The 15679-nt window shown below is 69.4% G+C and carries 11 protein-coding genes; 6 read left to right on the top strand and 5 right to left on the bottom strand.

All coding sequences use genetic code 11. The features are described 5' to 3' along the window. The first annotated feature begins 47 nt into the window (after positions 1-47). From NI2_RS17205 to NI2_RS17195, 3 genes are read left to right on the top strand one after another with little or no spacing between them, the layout of a single operon-like run. Entirely contained in the window at positions 48-1547 is a 1500-nt protein-coding gene (locus NI2_RS17205; protein WP_067492185.1) for a TIGR02677 family protein, read from the top strand. After that, positions 1544-2905, top strand: a complete 1362-nt coding sequence (locus NI2_RS17200; RefSeq protein WP_067492060.1) for a DUF2398 family protein — start codon at positions 1544-1546, stop codon at positions 2903-2905. The genes NI2_RS17205 and NI2_RS17200 overlap by 4 nt, the downstream gene beginning before the upstream one ends. 4 nt (positions 2906-2909) lie before the next feature. Further along, positions 2910-7520, top strand: a complete 4611-nt coding sequence (locus NI2_RS17195) for an SbcC/MukB-like Walker B domain-containing protein (protein ID WP_067492058.1) — start codon at positions 2910-2912, stop codon at positions 7518-7520. 10 nt (positions 7521-7530) lie between these two features. On the opposite strand, the gene NI2_RS17190 is transcribed toward NI2_RS17195, so the two are convergent. Further along, on the bottom strand, positions 7531-8502 hold the full coding sequence (locus NI2_RS17190; RefSeq protein ID WP_067492056.1) for a helix-turn-helix transcriptional regulator: 972 nt from the start codon (positions 8500-8502) through the stop codon (positions 7531-7533). Positions 8503-8599: 97 nt separating this feature from the next. Here NI2_RS17190 and NI2_RS17185 point away from each other — a divergent pair, with 97 nt between their 5' ends. After that, positions 8600-9001, top strand: coding sequence for a RidA family protein (locus NI2_RS17185; protein WP_067492055.1), 402 nt, complete (start codon positions 8600-8602; stop codon positions 8999-9001). An 8-nt stretch (positions 9002-9009) separates the two neighbouring features. Here the strand turns inward: NI2_RS17185 and NI2_RS17180 are convergent, their stop codons facing one another. Continuing rightward, the gene (locus NI2_RS17180) at positions 9010-9969 is read right to left on the bottom strand and encodes a helix-turn-helix transcriptional regulator (RefSeq protein WP_067492053.1); all 960 of its coding nucleotides are present in this window, start codon (positions 9967-9969) and stop codon (positions 9010-9012) included. A gap of 86 nt (positions 9970-10055) precedes the next feature. On the opposite strand from NI2_RS17180, the gene NI2_RS17175 reads away from it, so the two are divergent. Next, positions 10056-11189 (top strand): epoxide hydrolase family protein, encoded by a 1134-nt coding sequence (locus tag NI2_RS17175; RefSeq protein ID WP_067492052.1) that lies wholly within the window; start codon positions 10056-10058, stop codon positions 11187-11189. Between the two features lie 23 nt (positions 11190-11212). Here the strand turns inward: NI2_RS17175 and NI2_RS17170 are convergent, their stop codons facing one another. The 3 genes from NI2_RS17170 to NI2_RS17160 all read right to left on the bottom strand — a co-directional run bounded on the left by NI2_RS17170 (position 11213) and on the right by NI2_RS17160 (position 14903). After that, positions 11213-11701 carry a M15 family metallopeptidase gene (locus NI2_RS17170; protein WP_243749668.1) on the bottom strand — a complete coding sequence of 163 codons (489 nt, stop codon included), beginning with the start codon at positions 11699-11701 and terminating at the stop codon, positions 11213-11215. 38 nt (positions 11702-11739) lie between these two features. Then, on the bottom strand, positions 11740-13110 hold the full coding sequence (locus NI2_RS17165; protein WP_067492051.1) for an ABC1 kinase family protein: 1371 nt from the start codon (positions 13108-13110) through the stop codon (positions 11740-11742). 116 nt (positions 13111-13226) lie between these two features. Next, positions 13227-14903, bottom strand: coding sequence for a fumarate hydratase (locus NI2_RS17160; protein WP_174550282.1), 1677 nt, complete (start codon positions 14901-14903; stop codon positions 13227-13229). A gap of 150 nt (positions 14904-15053) precedes the next feature. On the opposite strand from NI2_RS17160, the gene NI2_RS17155 reads away from it, so the two are divergent. Beyond that, a complete protein-coding gene (locus NI2_RS17155; RefSeq protein WP_243749669.1) occupies positions 15054-15629 on the top strand; it encodes a MarR family winged helix-turn-helix transcriptional regulator in 576 nt (191 codons plus the stop codon). Positions 15630-15679 lie beyond the last annotated feature (50 nt).

Genomic DNA, 15679 nt, shown 5'->3' with positions numbered 1-15679 from the left:
GCGCCGACGGCCTGCCCAGCGCCGTCCCTGCCCTGTGGGACGAGCGGCTGCGGTTGTTCTCGTTCGCCACCGCCGAGAAACGCGCCGACTACCTGCGGGTTCTGCGCGCCTTCGACAGTGCGCGCGCGGCGTACGTGGTGTTGCTGCACGCCGACGATGTCGCCGAGTGGATCGCCAAGGCCGAGGCGGGCACGCAGGGTCCCGCTCCGGCGGGGGTGCCGCTCTCGGCGGCCGAGATCGGTCCGCTGCTCGAACAACTGCACCGCTGGGGTGTGCTCGAGCGCAGCTACGACGGCACCCGGGCGGCCACGCTGGCCGAGTACCGCAACCGGCACTACGTGTACCAGTTCGCGCAGGCCGGTTTCCAGGCGTATCAGGCGGTGGCCGGGGTGCTGTCCGCGCGGATGGAGGACGCGTCGCTGTCGCGGTTGGTGCTCCCCGAGCTCCTCGCGGACCTGCGCACTCTGGCGACCGCTAATCGCGAGGGCGACGCCGAGCGGGTCTACACCACCCTGCGCAGGCTGGACGCCGCGCTCACCGACATGGCGGCGCGCGCCGCGCACTTCTATCTGTCGCTGGGCGATCTGGTGCGGACCACCGAGATCACTCCCGAGTCGTTTCTGGCGCACAAGGACGCGCTGCTCGCGCACATGCGGGAGTTCAGCATGGATCTGGCCCGGTTCGCGCCGCGCCTGTCCGCCGCGATCGGCGAGGTGGAGGACACCGGCGTCGAGGCGTTGATCGGTCGGGCGGCCGGGTGTGACGAGCGGGTGCTGCTGAGTTCGGTCGAGCGGGAGGCGGATTGGCGGGCCCGTTGGGACGGATTGCGCACCTGGTTCGTCGCGGGCACCGAGCCGGGTGAATCGTGTGAGGCCGACCGGCTGCGGGAGGCGACGATGAGCGCCATCGCGGCCGTGTTGTCGCTGTTGCGCCGGGTCACCGAGACCCGCCGGGGCGGGATCAGCCGGGAATCGGCGCTGCGCCACCTGGCGGCGTGGTTCGTCGCCACCCCCACCTCGGACAGTGCGCACGCCCTGTACGACGCGGTGTTCGGCCTCGGCAAACCACGGCACCTGTCGCTGGAACACCCCGACGCCGACCTGGTGCCGGCCGACCGGTCCTGGTGGGACGCACCACCTTTGGAGATCTCCCGCACCCTCGCCGAAACCGGCCGAGCCCCCGCCGCCGGCGCGCCCGCCCGGATCTCACGCAACGACGCCGGGGTACGCCGCCTGCGTGAGGCGCAACTCGCCGCCCAGCGCGAACGCGCGGCAGCCGCCGCGTCCCTGGCCACCGGCAACGTGCACGAACGGGTACTCGACCAGCGCGAGACCGAGGTGCTGCTGCGCCTGCTCGACGCGGCCTCCACAGCCTGGGTGCCGGTGAGTGGACGGATCGAGGGCACAACGGGTTCCGACAACGGCGTCACCCTGACGGTTCGCCCGTGCGACGGGTCGACGGTCATCCGCACGGCGGCGGGATTGCTCCACTTGAACAACCGCCGCCTCGAAGTACAGGGTTCGACGGGGCGGAGGACCAGGAGGTGAAGCGGCAGCGGATCGATGTGCTCGCGCTCGACAGCTACCAGCGGGCGGTCCGGGTGATGCTGGCGAATCACCTTGTCACGCGGGTGTATCCGGATCGGATCGCGTTGCCGCTGATCCGGCGGTGGGCCACCGAGCTGCGCGAGGACATGGCCGAGCTGTTCGGGTATCGGGTGGAGATCACCGAGACGACGGCGCGGCTGTACCCGGTGCACGATCGGCTCGAGGATGCCCGGCCCGCGCGCAGTGTCAACGATCGGGTGTTCGACCGGCGGCGCTACGCGTATCTGTCGCTGGCGTTGGCCGCGTTGGGGCGGGCCGGGGATCAGATCACCCTGTCGGAACTGGCAGAGCATGTCGCCGATTACGCGAGCCGCATCGATGGGCTCGAACTGTCCACCGAGCGGGCGGCCGATCGTGACGCCTTCGTCGACGCCGTCGGCTGGCTCGGTGCGCGCGGCGCGTTGACTCTGGCCGACGGTGACGCGGGCGGGTGGGCCAGCGACCCCGACGCGGGTGAAGCGCTCTACGACATCGACCGCCCGGTGGTTTTCGCGCTGTTCCGGCCACCGCGGGCATTGCAGCACCTGCACAGCGTGCGTGGTCTGCTGGCCGAGGACACCGAGGTGGCGGCCGACGTCGCTCGCCGGGTGCGGCGCGCACTGGTGGAGCGACCGGTCGTGTATCTCGCGGATCTGACGCCCGCCGAACGGGCACTGCTCGGTCAGCAGCGCCTGATCGGTGAGGTGGAATACTGCACCGGGCTGCGGGCCGAACGGCGGGCCGAGGGTCTCGCTCTCATCGACACGTCGGGTCGCCTCTCGGATACCCGGTTCCCCGGCACGGGCACCCTTGCTCAGGTGGGGTTGTTGCTGATCGGCGAGATCGCCGACGCGGTGCTGGATCTGGACAACCCGCTGCCGCACCGGCCACTGCCCGACCTCGATCCGGCCGAGGAACTGCTCGACCAGCTCGACACCGCGATCCCCGAGGCGGGGGTGTTCGTCCCGCTGGCCGACGAAACACCCGACCCGGCAACGGATTCCGACGACGAGGTCGCCGAGGAACCCGGCACTTATCCATTCCTCGACGATGCGTGGGTGCGCACCACCGTCACCGCGCTCACCGATCGCTACGGTGCCACCTTCGCCGCGCAATGGCAGGCCGACGCCGCCGGCCTCACCGCCGAGGTACTGGCCTTGCTCACCAAGTTGCGGCTGATCCGGCCCGTCGAGGACGGTCTGCTCGTGCTGCCCGCGCTGGCCAGATACCGGGGTGCGGTCGTCACGGTACGGGTGCGCAAGACCGAGGAATTGTTCGTCACCGCCGCTGATGTCGGCATCGGAGTGGGAGGGAGCTGAGCAGATGACGCTCATTCACGGCGGAGTGCGATTCGTCCCGACCCGCGCGGGCATCGTCAACCTGTGGGACTACCGCGACCAGGAGTTCTGTTTCGCCGACGGACGCCTGGTACTGCGCGGACCCAACGGTTCCGGCAAGACCAAGGCTCTCGAGGTGCTGTTCCCGTTCGTGCTCGACGGGCGGATCGAGCCGCGCAGGCTCAATCCGTTCGCCGGTGAGGAACGGACCATGAAGTCGAACCTGCTCTACCGCAAGCAGGAATCGGCGTACTCGTATGTGTGGATGGAATTCGCGCGCGGCAGCTGGGAGGATCCCGAGGTCGTCACGGTCGGTATCGGGATGCGCGCCACCCGGTCCTCGGACAAGGTGACGCGCTGGTATTTCGTAGCCGACGGGCGCGCGGGTGTCGATTTCTCACTCATCGGTCCCGACGACCGCCCGCTCACCCGCAAACAGCTCGCCGAGCAGATCGGCAGCGACGCCATCGTCGACCGGCCGGTCGAATACCGGGCCGCGATCGATGCCCGCATGTTCGGGCTCGGTATGCAGCGCTACGACCAGCTCATCAACCTGATCCTCACGCTGCGCCGCCCACAGCTCGCCAAGAACCTCGACCCGCGGGGGTTGTCCCAGGCCCTCACCGACGGACTGCGGCCCCTCGACGAACAGCTCATCCTCGACGCGGCGCGTTCCTTCAGCGATATGGAGGAAGTGGGCCGCACTCTCGACGGGCTCGTCCAGGCCGACACCGCCACCCGACGGTTCGTCGACGTGTATCGCAAATACCTCGCGGTGCAAGCGAAGTCGGATGTCGATCAGGTGCGCACCCGGCTCGACGCCGTCACCAATGCCTCGACCGCCCTCTTCGCCGCGACCGCCCTACGCACCCGCCGCGACGCCGACCGCGCCGCCGCCGAGGCCCGTGCCGAAGAGGCCGACCGCGCCTACGAACAGGCCGTCGCCGACCGCGAGAACCTGCAGCGATCCAGCGCCTACGAGGGCAAACAGCAACTCGACGACCTCGCCGACGCCGTACGCCGACTCGAAACCTCCGCTGCCGCCCACCGCGACAAGGCCGCCGAAGCGGCGCAGACGTTGCAGCGTCGCGCCGAGGAAGCCGAGAAGGCGGCCGAAGCGGTACGCACCGCCGCCGCCGCGCTGGTGCGCGGCGAAGAGGCCCTCCGATCGGCCGCCGAGGAAGCGGGCATCGAGTGGACCACGCCCGGCACCGACGGCCGGGGCGACCAGTTCACCGCCGCCGTCCGCGGCCACGCCGAAGAACGCGACGCCGACGTGCGCGCCGTCCGCAAGGCGGTGAGCAAGTGGGAATCCGCCGCCGCCGACCGAACCCGCGCCGAACGCCTCGCCGAACGCGCGGTCGAGCTGCGTGACGCCGCAGCCGCCGAAGTCGCCCACGCGGAAGCCGCGGTTGCCTTGGCGCGCAAGGAGTCTGCCGCGAACCTACGGGCCTGGTGGAAAACCAACTCCGGTGTCCTCGCCGGCCTCGCCGAGTCCTCGGTGAATGCGGATTCACCCGCGAACCACAGGCCAGGAGTCGGCGCCATCAAGGACGCGGATTCACCACACGGCCCTGGATCGGGGGCCGACCGCAGCACCGGCGTCACGGCGAGCACTGCCGCAGACCACAGTTCGGACGAAACCTTCGACGCCAATGCCGGTCGCGGCGTTCGCGCGTCGGGCGCCGAAGCGGTGGCCGACGGGGAAAATGGGCGGCGGCGCGGCGACTCCGTCCAGGGCATGATCGGGGCGCGATCCGACCGGACCGATGCTGGTGGCGCCGGACTGTTCGCGGCGCTGGAGACCGCCTTCGCCGGTGCCGGAGTAGAGGACATACCCTCTGCCGCAGAGGTTTTGACGGAGCGGATCGAGCCGCTACGCGAGCAGATCCGTACCCGTCGGCAGGAGTCGCGGGCGCGGGCTGATGCTGCGGCCGCGCGCCGCGACGCACTTACGGCCGAACGCAAGCAGATCGCTGCTGAACACGATGACGCCCCTCCGTCGTCGTCGGCCAGAACCGGTATGCGCGAGGGACTTCCGGGCGCTCCGCTGTGGAAGCTGGTGCGGTTCGGGGATGGGGTGTCCGCGCAGGAGGCGGCGGGAATCGAGGCCGCGCTTCAGGCCGCAGGTCTGCTCGACAGCTGGATCTGCGGGCCGACCCTGCCCGCCGAGGTCGAGTCATACCACTTCCTGCTCCCACTGCCCCTCGACCAGCGCCCGACCGGTCACACCCTCGCCGATGTTCTTGTGGTGGAGGAGAATACGGCGGAGGTCGAGGTCTCGAGGGACACGGTCGCTGCCGTGCTCGCCTCCATCGCCCTCGACGGACTCCTCCCGGAATCGGACAGCTCCGCCCCTACGGCTGCGACGGGTGCGCATCACGCCGGTGTTGCGGACGGCGAAGGCATGGGACGGACCATGCCAGGCGCCACGCTGAGTGCGCTGACCGCCGAGGCAGGCCCCGTGGTGATCGGAACAGCGGGCCACTTTCGACTGGGTGTCCTGGTCGGCAGGCATCACAAGACCGAGGCCGAGTTCATCGGTGCGACCGCGCGGGCGCGCAGGCGAGCGTTGCGGCTCGCCGAGATCGAGGCGGCGATCGAGGCGGCCGGCGCGGAATGCGAGGCGGCTCGGGCCGAAGAGTCTTCGGCGGCAGCGCAATCGGCTGAGCTCACCGCTGCGGCGAAGTCGTTGCCACGACCTTCGGCGGTGACCGCCGCACTTCGGGCGGTCGCGGAGACCGCCGGACTGATGCGGTCGCGGGCGGAGGCCGCAGTGCAGGCCGAGCGGGAGCTCGATCAGGCCGTGGCCGAGGTAGCCGCCCAGGACAAGAAGGTGCGGGCGTCCGCGCAGGCGCACCGCACGCCGCGGGAGGCGCGTGAACTCGACGCGCTGGCCGCGGCGATCCGGCATTTCGAGAACACCGGCACCGGGCTGTTGCGGTTGCGTGCCGAGCACGAGCGGGAACGGGAGCGCGAACGGGAGGGCGCCGATCGGCACGACGAGGCCCGTGCCCTGGCGGAGGCGTTCGCCGAGGAGGCCGAGGCTGCCCGCGCCGGATATACCGAGCAGCAGCGCAAGCTCGAGACGCTGCGAGAAGCGTTGGGCGCCAGTGCTGCCGACATCGACCGTGAGCTGGATGCGGCGCGTGCGGCCATCGAGGCCGCGAAAGCCGAGCAGCGGGCCGCGCGCAAGGCGGCCAATGCGGCGATCGAGGCGGTGGGTGATGCGGAAGCGGCTTATCGCACGGCGCACGAGGCGCTCGCCACGGCGCTCACCGAGGTGCTCGCCGAAGTGCGGTCGCTGGCTCCGTACGCGCGGCCCGACCTGCTGAGCCTGCTCGGCGCGTCGGTCGAACACCGGTGGCCGAGCAGCGAGGCCGCCTGGTCGACACCCGAGCAGCTGCAGTACCGCATCGTCGCCGCGGGCCCGGAAACCGATCCGGTGGTCTTGCCGGACGAGGTCGCGGCCCTGTTCGCCGACCTGGATGCCGCCACCGCCCAGGTTCGCGCCACCGAGGCCGGGCGCAAGTCCACCCGATCGGCGGTGACCAGCGCACTACAGGAGTTCGACGCCGCGCTCACGGCCTCCGGCCGCGACTATCGTCTGCACTGGGATGCCGCTGACGGGCTCACCGTGGTGGCCGTGCACGACGAGAACGGCCAGACCGCGCTCGCCGATTTCGCGGCGCGCATCGACGCCGCACGCCGCGACCAGGAACTGTTGCTCACCGATGCCGAACGCCGCATCCTCGAAGACGCGCTCCTCACCGGCTTGGCCCAGCAGATCCACGAAAGAACAACCGACGCGAGGGAACTCATCTCCCGCATGGGCGCGGAGATGAAGCAGCGGCGGATGTCGTCGGGCAACACCATCGGCGTGCACTGGGTGCTGGCCGACGGCCTGTCGGAGGCCGCGCGCGCCATGTGCAAGCTGCTCGACCGCGACACCTCGGCGCTGAGCCCGGACGATCTTGGCGCGGTGCGCGCGCATTTCGCGGCCGAGATCCGGGCCGCCCGCGCCGCCCACCCGGAACGCTCCTACCCCGAAATCCTCGCCGCCACCCTCGATTACCGGTCGTGGCGGGTGTTCTCGTTCACGCTGATCTCCGGAGACGGCTCCGAGGACAAGCTCACCGTCGCCCGCCACAGCGCGCTCTCCGGTGGTGAGCAGTCGGTGTCGCTGCACCTGCCGTTGTTCGCCGCCGCCCACGTGATGCTCGATTCCGCCGACCCACAGGCACCACGCCTGCTGGCGCTGGACGAAGCCTTCGCCGGCGTCGACGACAACGGCCGCAGCGAATTGCTCGGCCTCAGCGTGCAATTCGACCTCGACCTGTTCATGACCGGCTACGACCTGTGGATCACCTACCCACACGTCCCCGGCTGCGCACACTACGACCTGGCCCATTCCACCGCCGAGAACACCGTGAGCGCGACCCTGCTGGTGTGGGACAGCGGCGAACTCCTAGCCGAACACGACGGCGGCGACCTCACCACCGCCCTCGGCTCCCCCAACCGCCGCCGCCTCCCCAACACCATCGAGGGCGGCCTCACGTTGGAAGGGATGCCAGGAGAACCGGCGTCGGTCGGCTGAGATCACTGTCTCAGGACGACCGGTAGTGGGCGGCGAGCGTGGTCGCGCGGTCGCGCAGGGTGGTGCGCAGCCATTGCGGCGCAAGGATTTCCGCGTGGGTGCCGAGTTGCCAGAGGGCCCATTCGGCATGACGCGGGTCTTGGAAGGTCAGCTCGAGGCGGAGCCGGCCGTCTGCCTCGACCGTTTCGGCGCTAAGTGTCACCGCCGTGGCGATGAGTTCCGCACGGCGGGTGGGGTTCACCCGGACCTCGACGGCTACCTGGTCGCTGCCGGCACGGAATTGGGTGCTGCGTTCCTTCCATGCCTGATCCAGGTCGACATGCTCCGGCCGCTGCGCGAGTTCGGGCCGTTCCTCCGCGTCGAGGATGCGCGACAGGCGATAGGTGCGGTCCTCCCCCGACCTGGTGGCAAGCAGATAGCTCTGGTCGGCGACGGTGACCAAGCCGATCGGGTCCACGGTTCGCCACTGCGCGGACTGGTCGACGGCGGCGTAGTTGATGCGCAACCGATGACCGGTCAGCACCGCGCGGCGGACCTCGGCCACTACGGCGTCGGGCAGGTCCTCGGGCACGACGCGACGCGACAGGAGGTCGGTCTCGGGGTCGACGAGCAGTCGACGAGCGGCGCCGGTCGCGGTGTCGCGATAGCTCTCGGGCAGTGCGTCGACGACCTTGCGCATGGCCGACGCCAGCGCACCGCCGAGGCCGAAAGCTTGTGCCCCGCGCCGTGATCCGGCGACCAGTAGCGCCAGCGCCTCGTCGTGATTCAGCCCGCTGAGTTCGGTTTGGAAGCCTGGGAGCAGGGCGAATCCACCGTGCCTGCCGCGTTCTGCGTACACCGGCACGCCGGCTGCGGAGAGCGCCTCGATATCGCGCAGCACGGTGCGAGTGGAAACCTCCAACTCGCGGGCCAGCACGTCCGCGGTCAGCCGTCCGTGTCTGCGCAGCAGCAGCACGAGGGAGACAAGCCGGTCGGCGCGCACTCGCGAAAGATTACCCGGAATACACGACAGAGGATGTCGTGTATTGCTGACAGGCTCATCAGCGTCACAACGACCCATCACACGAGAGGTGCCTCGCATGGCGCACACCATCGTCAACCCCGACGGCCTGCACAATCCGGTTCCGTTCGGTTACAGCCACACCGCCGCCGTCCCGGCGGGCACCGAGCTGGTCTTCGTCTCCGGCCAGTACGGTTCCGACGCCGACGGCGCGGTCGTCTCCGATGACTTCGCCGACCAGGTGAAGCGGACCTTCGACAATATCGCCACCGCCCTGGCAGCCCACGACCTGGATCTCAGCCACGTCGTCGCGCTGCGCACCTACGTGGTGAACCACGATGTCACGAAACTCGGCCCGATCGCCGGTGCCGTCGCCGAGCACTGGGGCACCACCCCACCCACCCAGACACTCCTCGGTGTCGCGGCGCTGGCCACCCCCGATGTGCTGTTCGAGGTGGAAGCGGTCGCGGCCCGGCCCTGACGCGGTCCTCACCCCACCGCGTGCCCGATGCGCTCCGCCATCGCGCGCAGTCGCGCGGACAGTTCGGGCGAGTCGTGTACCCGGAACGCGACTCCGAGCGAAACCAATCGGCGGGCAAGCCAATCGGGGTCGTCATCGCGGACGCCGGTGAGGCGGCAGGTGGTGGCACCGGTGGAGTGCAGTGTGGCGGGGTCCTCGCCGAGTCGGCCGGTGACCCGGGCGAGCGGGGCGTCGATGGTGACGTCGGCCCGGTACGGGACGGTGGCCCAGTCGGTGCGGCGTCCCGCCACATAGTCGGCGGCGTCGGCCGCGGGTAGCTCGCGCGCGGTGATCCGGGCACCGGTCGGGTGCGGGTGGGCGATCCGGTCGGCGCGGTAGGTGCGCCAGGCGTCTCGGTCGAGGTCGTAGGCGACCAGGTACCAGCGCCGACCGGACGCGACGACGCCGACCGGTTCGACATGGCGGCGTGACTCGGCGCCGTCGGTGTCGAAGTAGCCGAAGCGCAGTCGTTCCCGGTTGGTGACGGCCGCGGCGAGGGTGGTGAGGACCTCCGGCTCCACGGCGGGCCCCTCACCCACCCGGACCGCGACCGCCGTACCGACCACCCGCACCCGGCGGCGGAGCTTCGCGGGCAGGACCTGCTCGAGTTTCGTCAACGCCCGCACCGACGCCTCCTCGATCCCACCGACCGCCTGCCCGGTGGCGACTCGTAGCCCGACGGCGACCGCGACCGCTTCGTCCTCGTCGAGCACCAGCGGCGGCAGCGCCGACCCGGCGGTGAGGCGGTAGCCACCGCTCGCGCCCAGCGCGGCGAGCACCGGGTAGCCGAGCTCTCGCAACCGGTCGATATCGCGGCGCACGGTCCGATCGGTGACGCCGAGGCGGTCGGCGAGTTCGCTGCCCGGCCATTCGCGTGGCATCTGCAGCAGCGAGAGCAATCGGAGCAGTCGGGCGGCGGTGTCGGTCATGATGTCGATTCTCGCGCACATCTAGGACCGATCCTGTCCTAGATGCCTCGTAGCGTCGGGTTCACACCGATCACGAGGAGTTCCGAATGACTGTCCGCCCCTTCCACATCGACATCCCGCAGACCGATCTCGACGACCTGCGCGACCGGCTGGCCCGAGCCCGATGGACCCCCGAACTGCCGGGCGACGGTTGGGAACGCGGCGTGCCTGTCGCGTACCTGCGCGAGCTCGCCACCTACTGGGCCGACGAATTCGATTGGCGGGCCCAGGAAACCGCGCTCAACGCCTTCCCGCAGTTCCAGACGACCATCGACGACCTCGACGTGCACTTCGTCCACGTGCGCTCCCCCGAACCCGATGCGGTGCCCCTGCTGCTCACCCACGGGTGGCCGAACACCTTCGCCGAATTCACCCGGGTCATCGGCCCGCTGACCGACCCCCGCGCCCATGGTCTCGATCCCGCCCTGGCCTTCGACGTCGTCGTCCCGTCGGTCCCCGGCTTCGCCTTCTCCCAGGCTCCACGCGAGGCCGGGATGACCACCGCACGAGTGGCGAGGATGTGGACGCAGCTCATGGCCCGGCTCGGCTACCAGCGCTACGGCACGCAGGGCGGTGACCTGGGCGCCTACATCGCACCGGAGATGGCGCTCGCCGCTCCGGAGCACGTGATCGGGGTCCATCTCGACGGCGGAATCGGCATGCCGACCCAAGCCGACGTCCCCGCGATGTCGGACGAGGACCGCGCCGAGTGGGACCAGATGCAACTGTGGATGACCGGCGGCGTCGACCACCACACCCTGCTGCGCACCGCACCGCAGACCTTCGCGCTGGGCTGGAACGATTCCCCGGTCGCGCTGCTGGCGTGGATGATGCAGAAGTTCCAGGAGTTCACGCCGATGGCCGAGCTCGCCGAGGACGTGATCGACCGCGACCACCTGCTCACGACGGTGTCGCTGTACTGGTTCACCCAGACCACCGGCACGTCGTCGTGGCCCATGTACAACGGGCTGCGTGACGGCGGTTTCGGTTGGCCGACCGGCCAGAACCTGGTGCCGACGGGCGTCTACGGTGGCGGCTCACCGCTCATGCGCAAGCTCGCCGAACGTGACAACAAGATCACCCACTGGCCGTCGGGCAACCCGGGCAACCACTTCGTGGCGATGGAGGAACCGGCGGCGCATGTCGCAGACATCCGGGCGTTCTTCGCCGCCCTGCACTGACAGACAAGACCGCGCCGGGCGACCTACCGCATGCTCGCGTCGGGCACGGTCGGCGGGCACGGCGCCCCCGGTACCGTCACCAACTCGAAATGCCACCACTCGTTGTCGAAAGTCCTGCACAACCCCCAGCGGTTGCCGTTGGCCTCGAGCCACTGGGCGCCGATCTGCGGGCCGACGTCGACCGCGTGGCCGGAGACGTGGGTCGATTCGGCGGGCGGGAGGACCCAGCGGCGGGCCTCCTCCGGGGTGCCGTGGGTGGCCAGGCCTTCCTGCCACAGCGCTTCCTGCTGTTCGGGGGTGCGGTAGCCGGAGGTGACCGACAGCGGCACGCCCTCGGCGTGGGCCTGCTGCTCGGCCAGGGTGTAGGCCAGGGCGAGCGGTGGGTCGAGGCCCTCGGTGCCCGCGGCGGACTGAACTTGTTCGCGCTGATCGGGGTCGGCCGTTGCGGTGCCGGTGGCCGTCATCGCGGCGACCGCGCTCACGCCGACCAGGATGCGGAGAACAGAGTTCATGCCGGAATCCTATCGACCCCGGTTCGGCGCGGTTCGGCTCACCCGCATCGGCGCCACCGGTCGATCTCGCGACCGACCTCGGTGACGGGCGGCTCGCGGTAGAGCCATTCGCGGGCCAGCAGGTGCCAGTTCGCGGTGGCCCGCAACTGGCCGAGGGTGGCGAAGGTGAACAGGTCGGCCCGGCGGGAGAACACGTGCTCCGGCGGCAGCAGTTGCCGGTGCATGCCGTGGAATTGCGACGAACGCGGGTCGACCGCGAGCAGCAGTGCGCCGGTGGCCAATTCGGGGGTGATGGTGACGTCTTCGTCCAGCAGGTGCCAGCCCGTGGCGGCCCACACGTAGGCCAGGCTCTCCTCGACCGACACCCCGGCGCTCGGGTCGACGATCCCCCGGTCGACCCACGCGGTGTACAGGTCCTCACCGCGCCCCTCGGCGGCCGCACGCAGCACGTCGCGCTCGAAATCGACATGCGCCGGGTCCATCTGCTTGTACAGGCCGAAGTCGACGAAGGCGAGCTTCCCGTCGGCGGCCAGCAGCATATTGCCCGGATGCGGGTCGCCGCAGAACTCGTTGTCGACGAACAAGCTGGAGATGTAGAACCGGTAGATCAGTTCGCCCAGGTGGTCGCGGTCGGCGTCGGGCAACGTGCGCATGTGCGAAAAAGGTTGTGACTCGACGTATTCGGTGACGAGCACATTGTGCGAGCAGTGTTCGACGATCGCGTCCGGCACGGTGATGAACGGGTGACCGCGATACCGCCGCGCCACCCGGTGCTGCGTGCCGGCCTCGCGTTCGTAGTCCAGTTCGCTGCGCAGGTTGTCGGCGATCTCCTCGAGCACGCCGGTGTCGGCCATGCTCGGCAGCACGGATCTGCCCATCTTGCTGAGGAATTCGAGGTTGCCGATATCGGCCTGGACGGCGCGCTCCACCCCGGGGTACTTCACCTTCACCGCGACCACGCGCCCGTCGCGCAGGGTGGCCCGGTGCACCTGACCGATCGACGCGGCCGCGATGGCGGTCTCGTCGAAGTCGGCGAAGACGCCGCCGAGCGGTCCGAGATCCTCCTCGATCACCGCACGCATGGTGGGGAACGCGACCGCGGGCGCCTTGTCCTGCAGTGCGGCCAACTGGGCGCGGAAATGTTCGCGATGTGATTCGGGAACGAAGTCGAGGTCGAGCACCGAGGCCATCTGCCCCAGCTTCATCGCCGACCCCTTCATGCTGCCGAGGACCGTGACGATCTGCTGCGCGGTCGTCATCGCCGAGCGCTCGGCCAGCACCTGCCTGGCCTCCTCGGTGCGACCGATCATCGACAGTCGTCTGCCGACCCCGCGCACCGCTTGGCCCGCGGCGAACTGTCCGAGCTTGGCGCCGCGCGCCACCCGGCCCCCAGGAATTCCAGCGGGCATAGCCACCCCGTTCACCGTATGTCGCCGGTCACGTTACACCGCGACGGCTGGACGCACGACCAGAAGACCCCGGCGCCCGCGATTACGCAGCCGCCGGGGTCTCCGGGAGTGGGTCTCTACACGCGTTCCTTGGAGCGGGTACGCACGCGCAGGGCGATCGGCTTGGAGGTCTCGGCGAAGAAGTCGTTGCCCTTGTCGTCGACGACGATGAAGGCCGGGAAGTCCTCGACGTCGATCTTCCAGACCGCCTCCATGCCGAGCTCGGGGTACTCGAGCACCTCGACGTTCTTGATGCAGTCGAGGGCCAGGCGCGCGGCCGGGCCGCCGATGGAACCGAGGTAGAAGCCGCCGTGCTCCTTGCACGCCTTGGTGACCTGGGCGGACCGGTTGCCCTTCGCCAGCATGATCATCGAACCGCCCGCGGCCTGGAACTGGTCGACGTAGGAGTCCATGCGCCCGGCGGTGGTCGGACCGAACGAGCCGGAGGCGTAGCCCTCGGGGGTCTTGGCCGGGCCCGCGTAGTAGACGGCCATATCGCGCAGGTACTGCGGCATCGGCTCGCCCGCGTCGAGGCGTTCCTTGATCTTGGCGTGCGCGATATCGCGGGCAACGACCAGCGGGCCGGTGAGCGAAAGCCGGGTCTTCACCGGATATTTCGACAGCTCGGCGCGGATCTCGTCCATCGGGCGGTTCAGGTCGATCTGCACCACGTCGCCGCCGAGGATGTCCTCGGTCTGCTCCGGAAGATACTGCGCCGGTTCGGTTTCCAGCTGCTCGAGGAAGATGCCGTCCTTGGTGATCTTGGCAAGGGCCTGACGGTCGGCCGAGCACGACACCGCGATGGCGACCGGGCAGGAGGCGCCGTGGCGGGGCAGGCGCACCACGCGCACATCGTGGCAGAAGTACTTGCCGCCGAACTGGGCGCCGATACCGAACTCACGGGTGAGCTGGAAGACCTCTTCCTCCAGTTCGAGATCACGGAAGGCGTGACCGGTGATGGAACCCTCGGTCGGCAGGTTGTCCAGGTAGTGCGCCGAGGCGTATTTCGCTGTCTTCAAAGCGAATTCGGCGCTGGTACCACCGATGACCACGGCCAGGTGGTACGGCGGGCAGGCCGCGGTGCCGAGGGAGCGGATCTTCTCGTCGAGGAACTCGAGCATGCGCTCAGGGTTCAGGACGGCCTTGGTCTCCTGGTACAGAAACGACTTGTTGGCCGAACCGCCACCCTTGGCCATGAACAGGAACTTGTAGACCGGGTTGTCGGCGTCGCCCTCGGTGGAGTACAGCTCGATCTGGGCGGGCAGGTTGGAACCGGTGTTCTTCTCCTCCCACATGGTGATCGGCGCGAGCTGGGAGTAGCGCAGGTTGAGCCGGGAGTAGGCGTCGAACACGCCGCGGCTGATCCACTCGGCGTCGTCGGCGCCGGTGAGCACACCCTCGCTCTTCTTGCCCATCACGATCGCGGTGCCGGTGTCCTGGCACATCGGCAGCACGCCGCCCGCGGAGATGTTGAGGTTCTTGAGCAGGTCGAGCGCCACGAATCGGTCGTTGCCCGAGGACTCCGGGTCGTCGATGATCTTGCGCAGCTGCCGCAGGTGCGCGGGGCGCAGGTAGTGGCTGATGTCGTGGATCGCCGTCTCGGTGAGCAGGCGCAGGGCTTCGGGCTCTACCTGCAGGAAGGTGCGGCCGTTGTGCTCGAAGGTGCTGACCCCCTCGGTGGTCAGCAGACGGTACGGCGTGTCGTCCGCGCCGATCGGCAGCAGATCGGAATAGCGGAACTCCGGCGCGGTCACGGATCGCACTCCTTCAGGCAGGTGGGCAGAGCATCGCAGAGCCTATCCACCACCGGCCGCCGAGCTGCGGATTAGGCAACCCTTACTCAACATAAAGCATGGTCGAGGTTGCACGTTCAACACAAACGGTGCTACCCATTCTCCCGGGCGGTGGTGGGCGTGCGCCGTTCAATCCGAAGCTTGCACCGGCGAATCTGGAGCTCGATCGTGACCGATCCACAGTGGCTCGATGATGTCGAAATGCGCGCCTGGCTGGGCTATGTCCGTACCCGCGACCTGATCGCCGCGGCGATCGGGCGTGACGCCGGCCGGGCGGCCAATCTCAGTTATGTCGAATATTCCGTGCTGGTGTACCTAGCGGACGCACCGGGCCAGCGTTTGACCTTCGCTGACCTTGCGGGTGCGCTCGAGTGGTCGCAGAGCCGACTCTCACACCAGATCACGCGCATGCAGAAGCGTGGGCTGGTGGTGCGCGAGACGATGCCGCACGATCAGCGCCGCACCGTCGCGCGGCTGACGAGGGCGGGCGGTCAGTTGCTCACCACGGCGGCTCCCGCCCATGTGCGCAGCGTGCGACGGCACATGATCGATGTGCTCGACCGCTCGCAACTGGCGGCGCTCGCCGAGATCTACGACGTGCTGATCGACCACCACCGCAGCGCGGCAAGGGAACTCGGCACACGCGTAGCAGCGAAGGAGGCGACACCGGCGGCGGACATGGCGTGAGTCAGGACCCCGAACCTCCGCCGCCGCCGCTCGAGTCGGGTCGCACCGGT

The sequence above is a fragment of the Nocardia ignorata NBRC 108230 genome, from assembly GCF_001612905.1.
Classification (GTDB): Bacteria; Actinomycetota; Actinomycetes; order Mycobacteriales; family Mycobacteriaceae; genus Nocardia; species Nocardia ignorata.
The sequence above is the reverse complement of the archived record's forward strand: the minus strand, read 5'-3'. Positions and strand labels throughout refer to the sequence as shown.

Excerpts from the sequence above, each read along its gene's own strand:
- NI2_RS17170 (WP_243749668.1), bottom strand. The coding sequence starts at position 11,701 with ATGAACTCTGTTCTCCGCATCCTGGTCGGCGTGAGCGCGGTCGCCGCG.
- NI2_RS17195 (WP_067492058.1), top strand. The coding sequence starts at position 2,910 with ATGACGCTCATTCACGGCGGAGTGCGATTCGTCCCGACCCGCGCGGGC.
- NI2_RS17185 (WP_067492055.1), top strand. The coding sequence starts at position 8,600 with ATGGCGCACACCATCGTCAACCCCGACGGCCTGCACAATCCGGTTCCG.
- NI2_RS17180 (WP_067492053.1), bottom strand. The coding sequence starts at position 9,969 with ATGACCGACACCGCCGCCCGACTGCTCCGATTGCTCTCGCTGCTGCAG.
- NI2_RS17165 (WP_067492051.1), bottom strand. The coding sequence starts at position 13,110 with ATGCCCGCTGGAATTCCTGGGGGCCGGGTGGCGCGCGGCGCCAAGCTC.
- NI2_RS17175 (WP_067492052.1), top strand. The coding sequence starts at position 10,056 with ATGACTGTCCGCCCCTTCCACATCGACATCCCGCAGACCGATCTCGAC.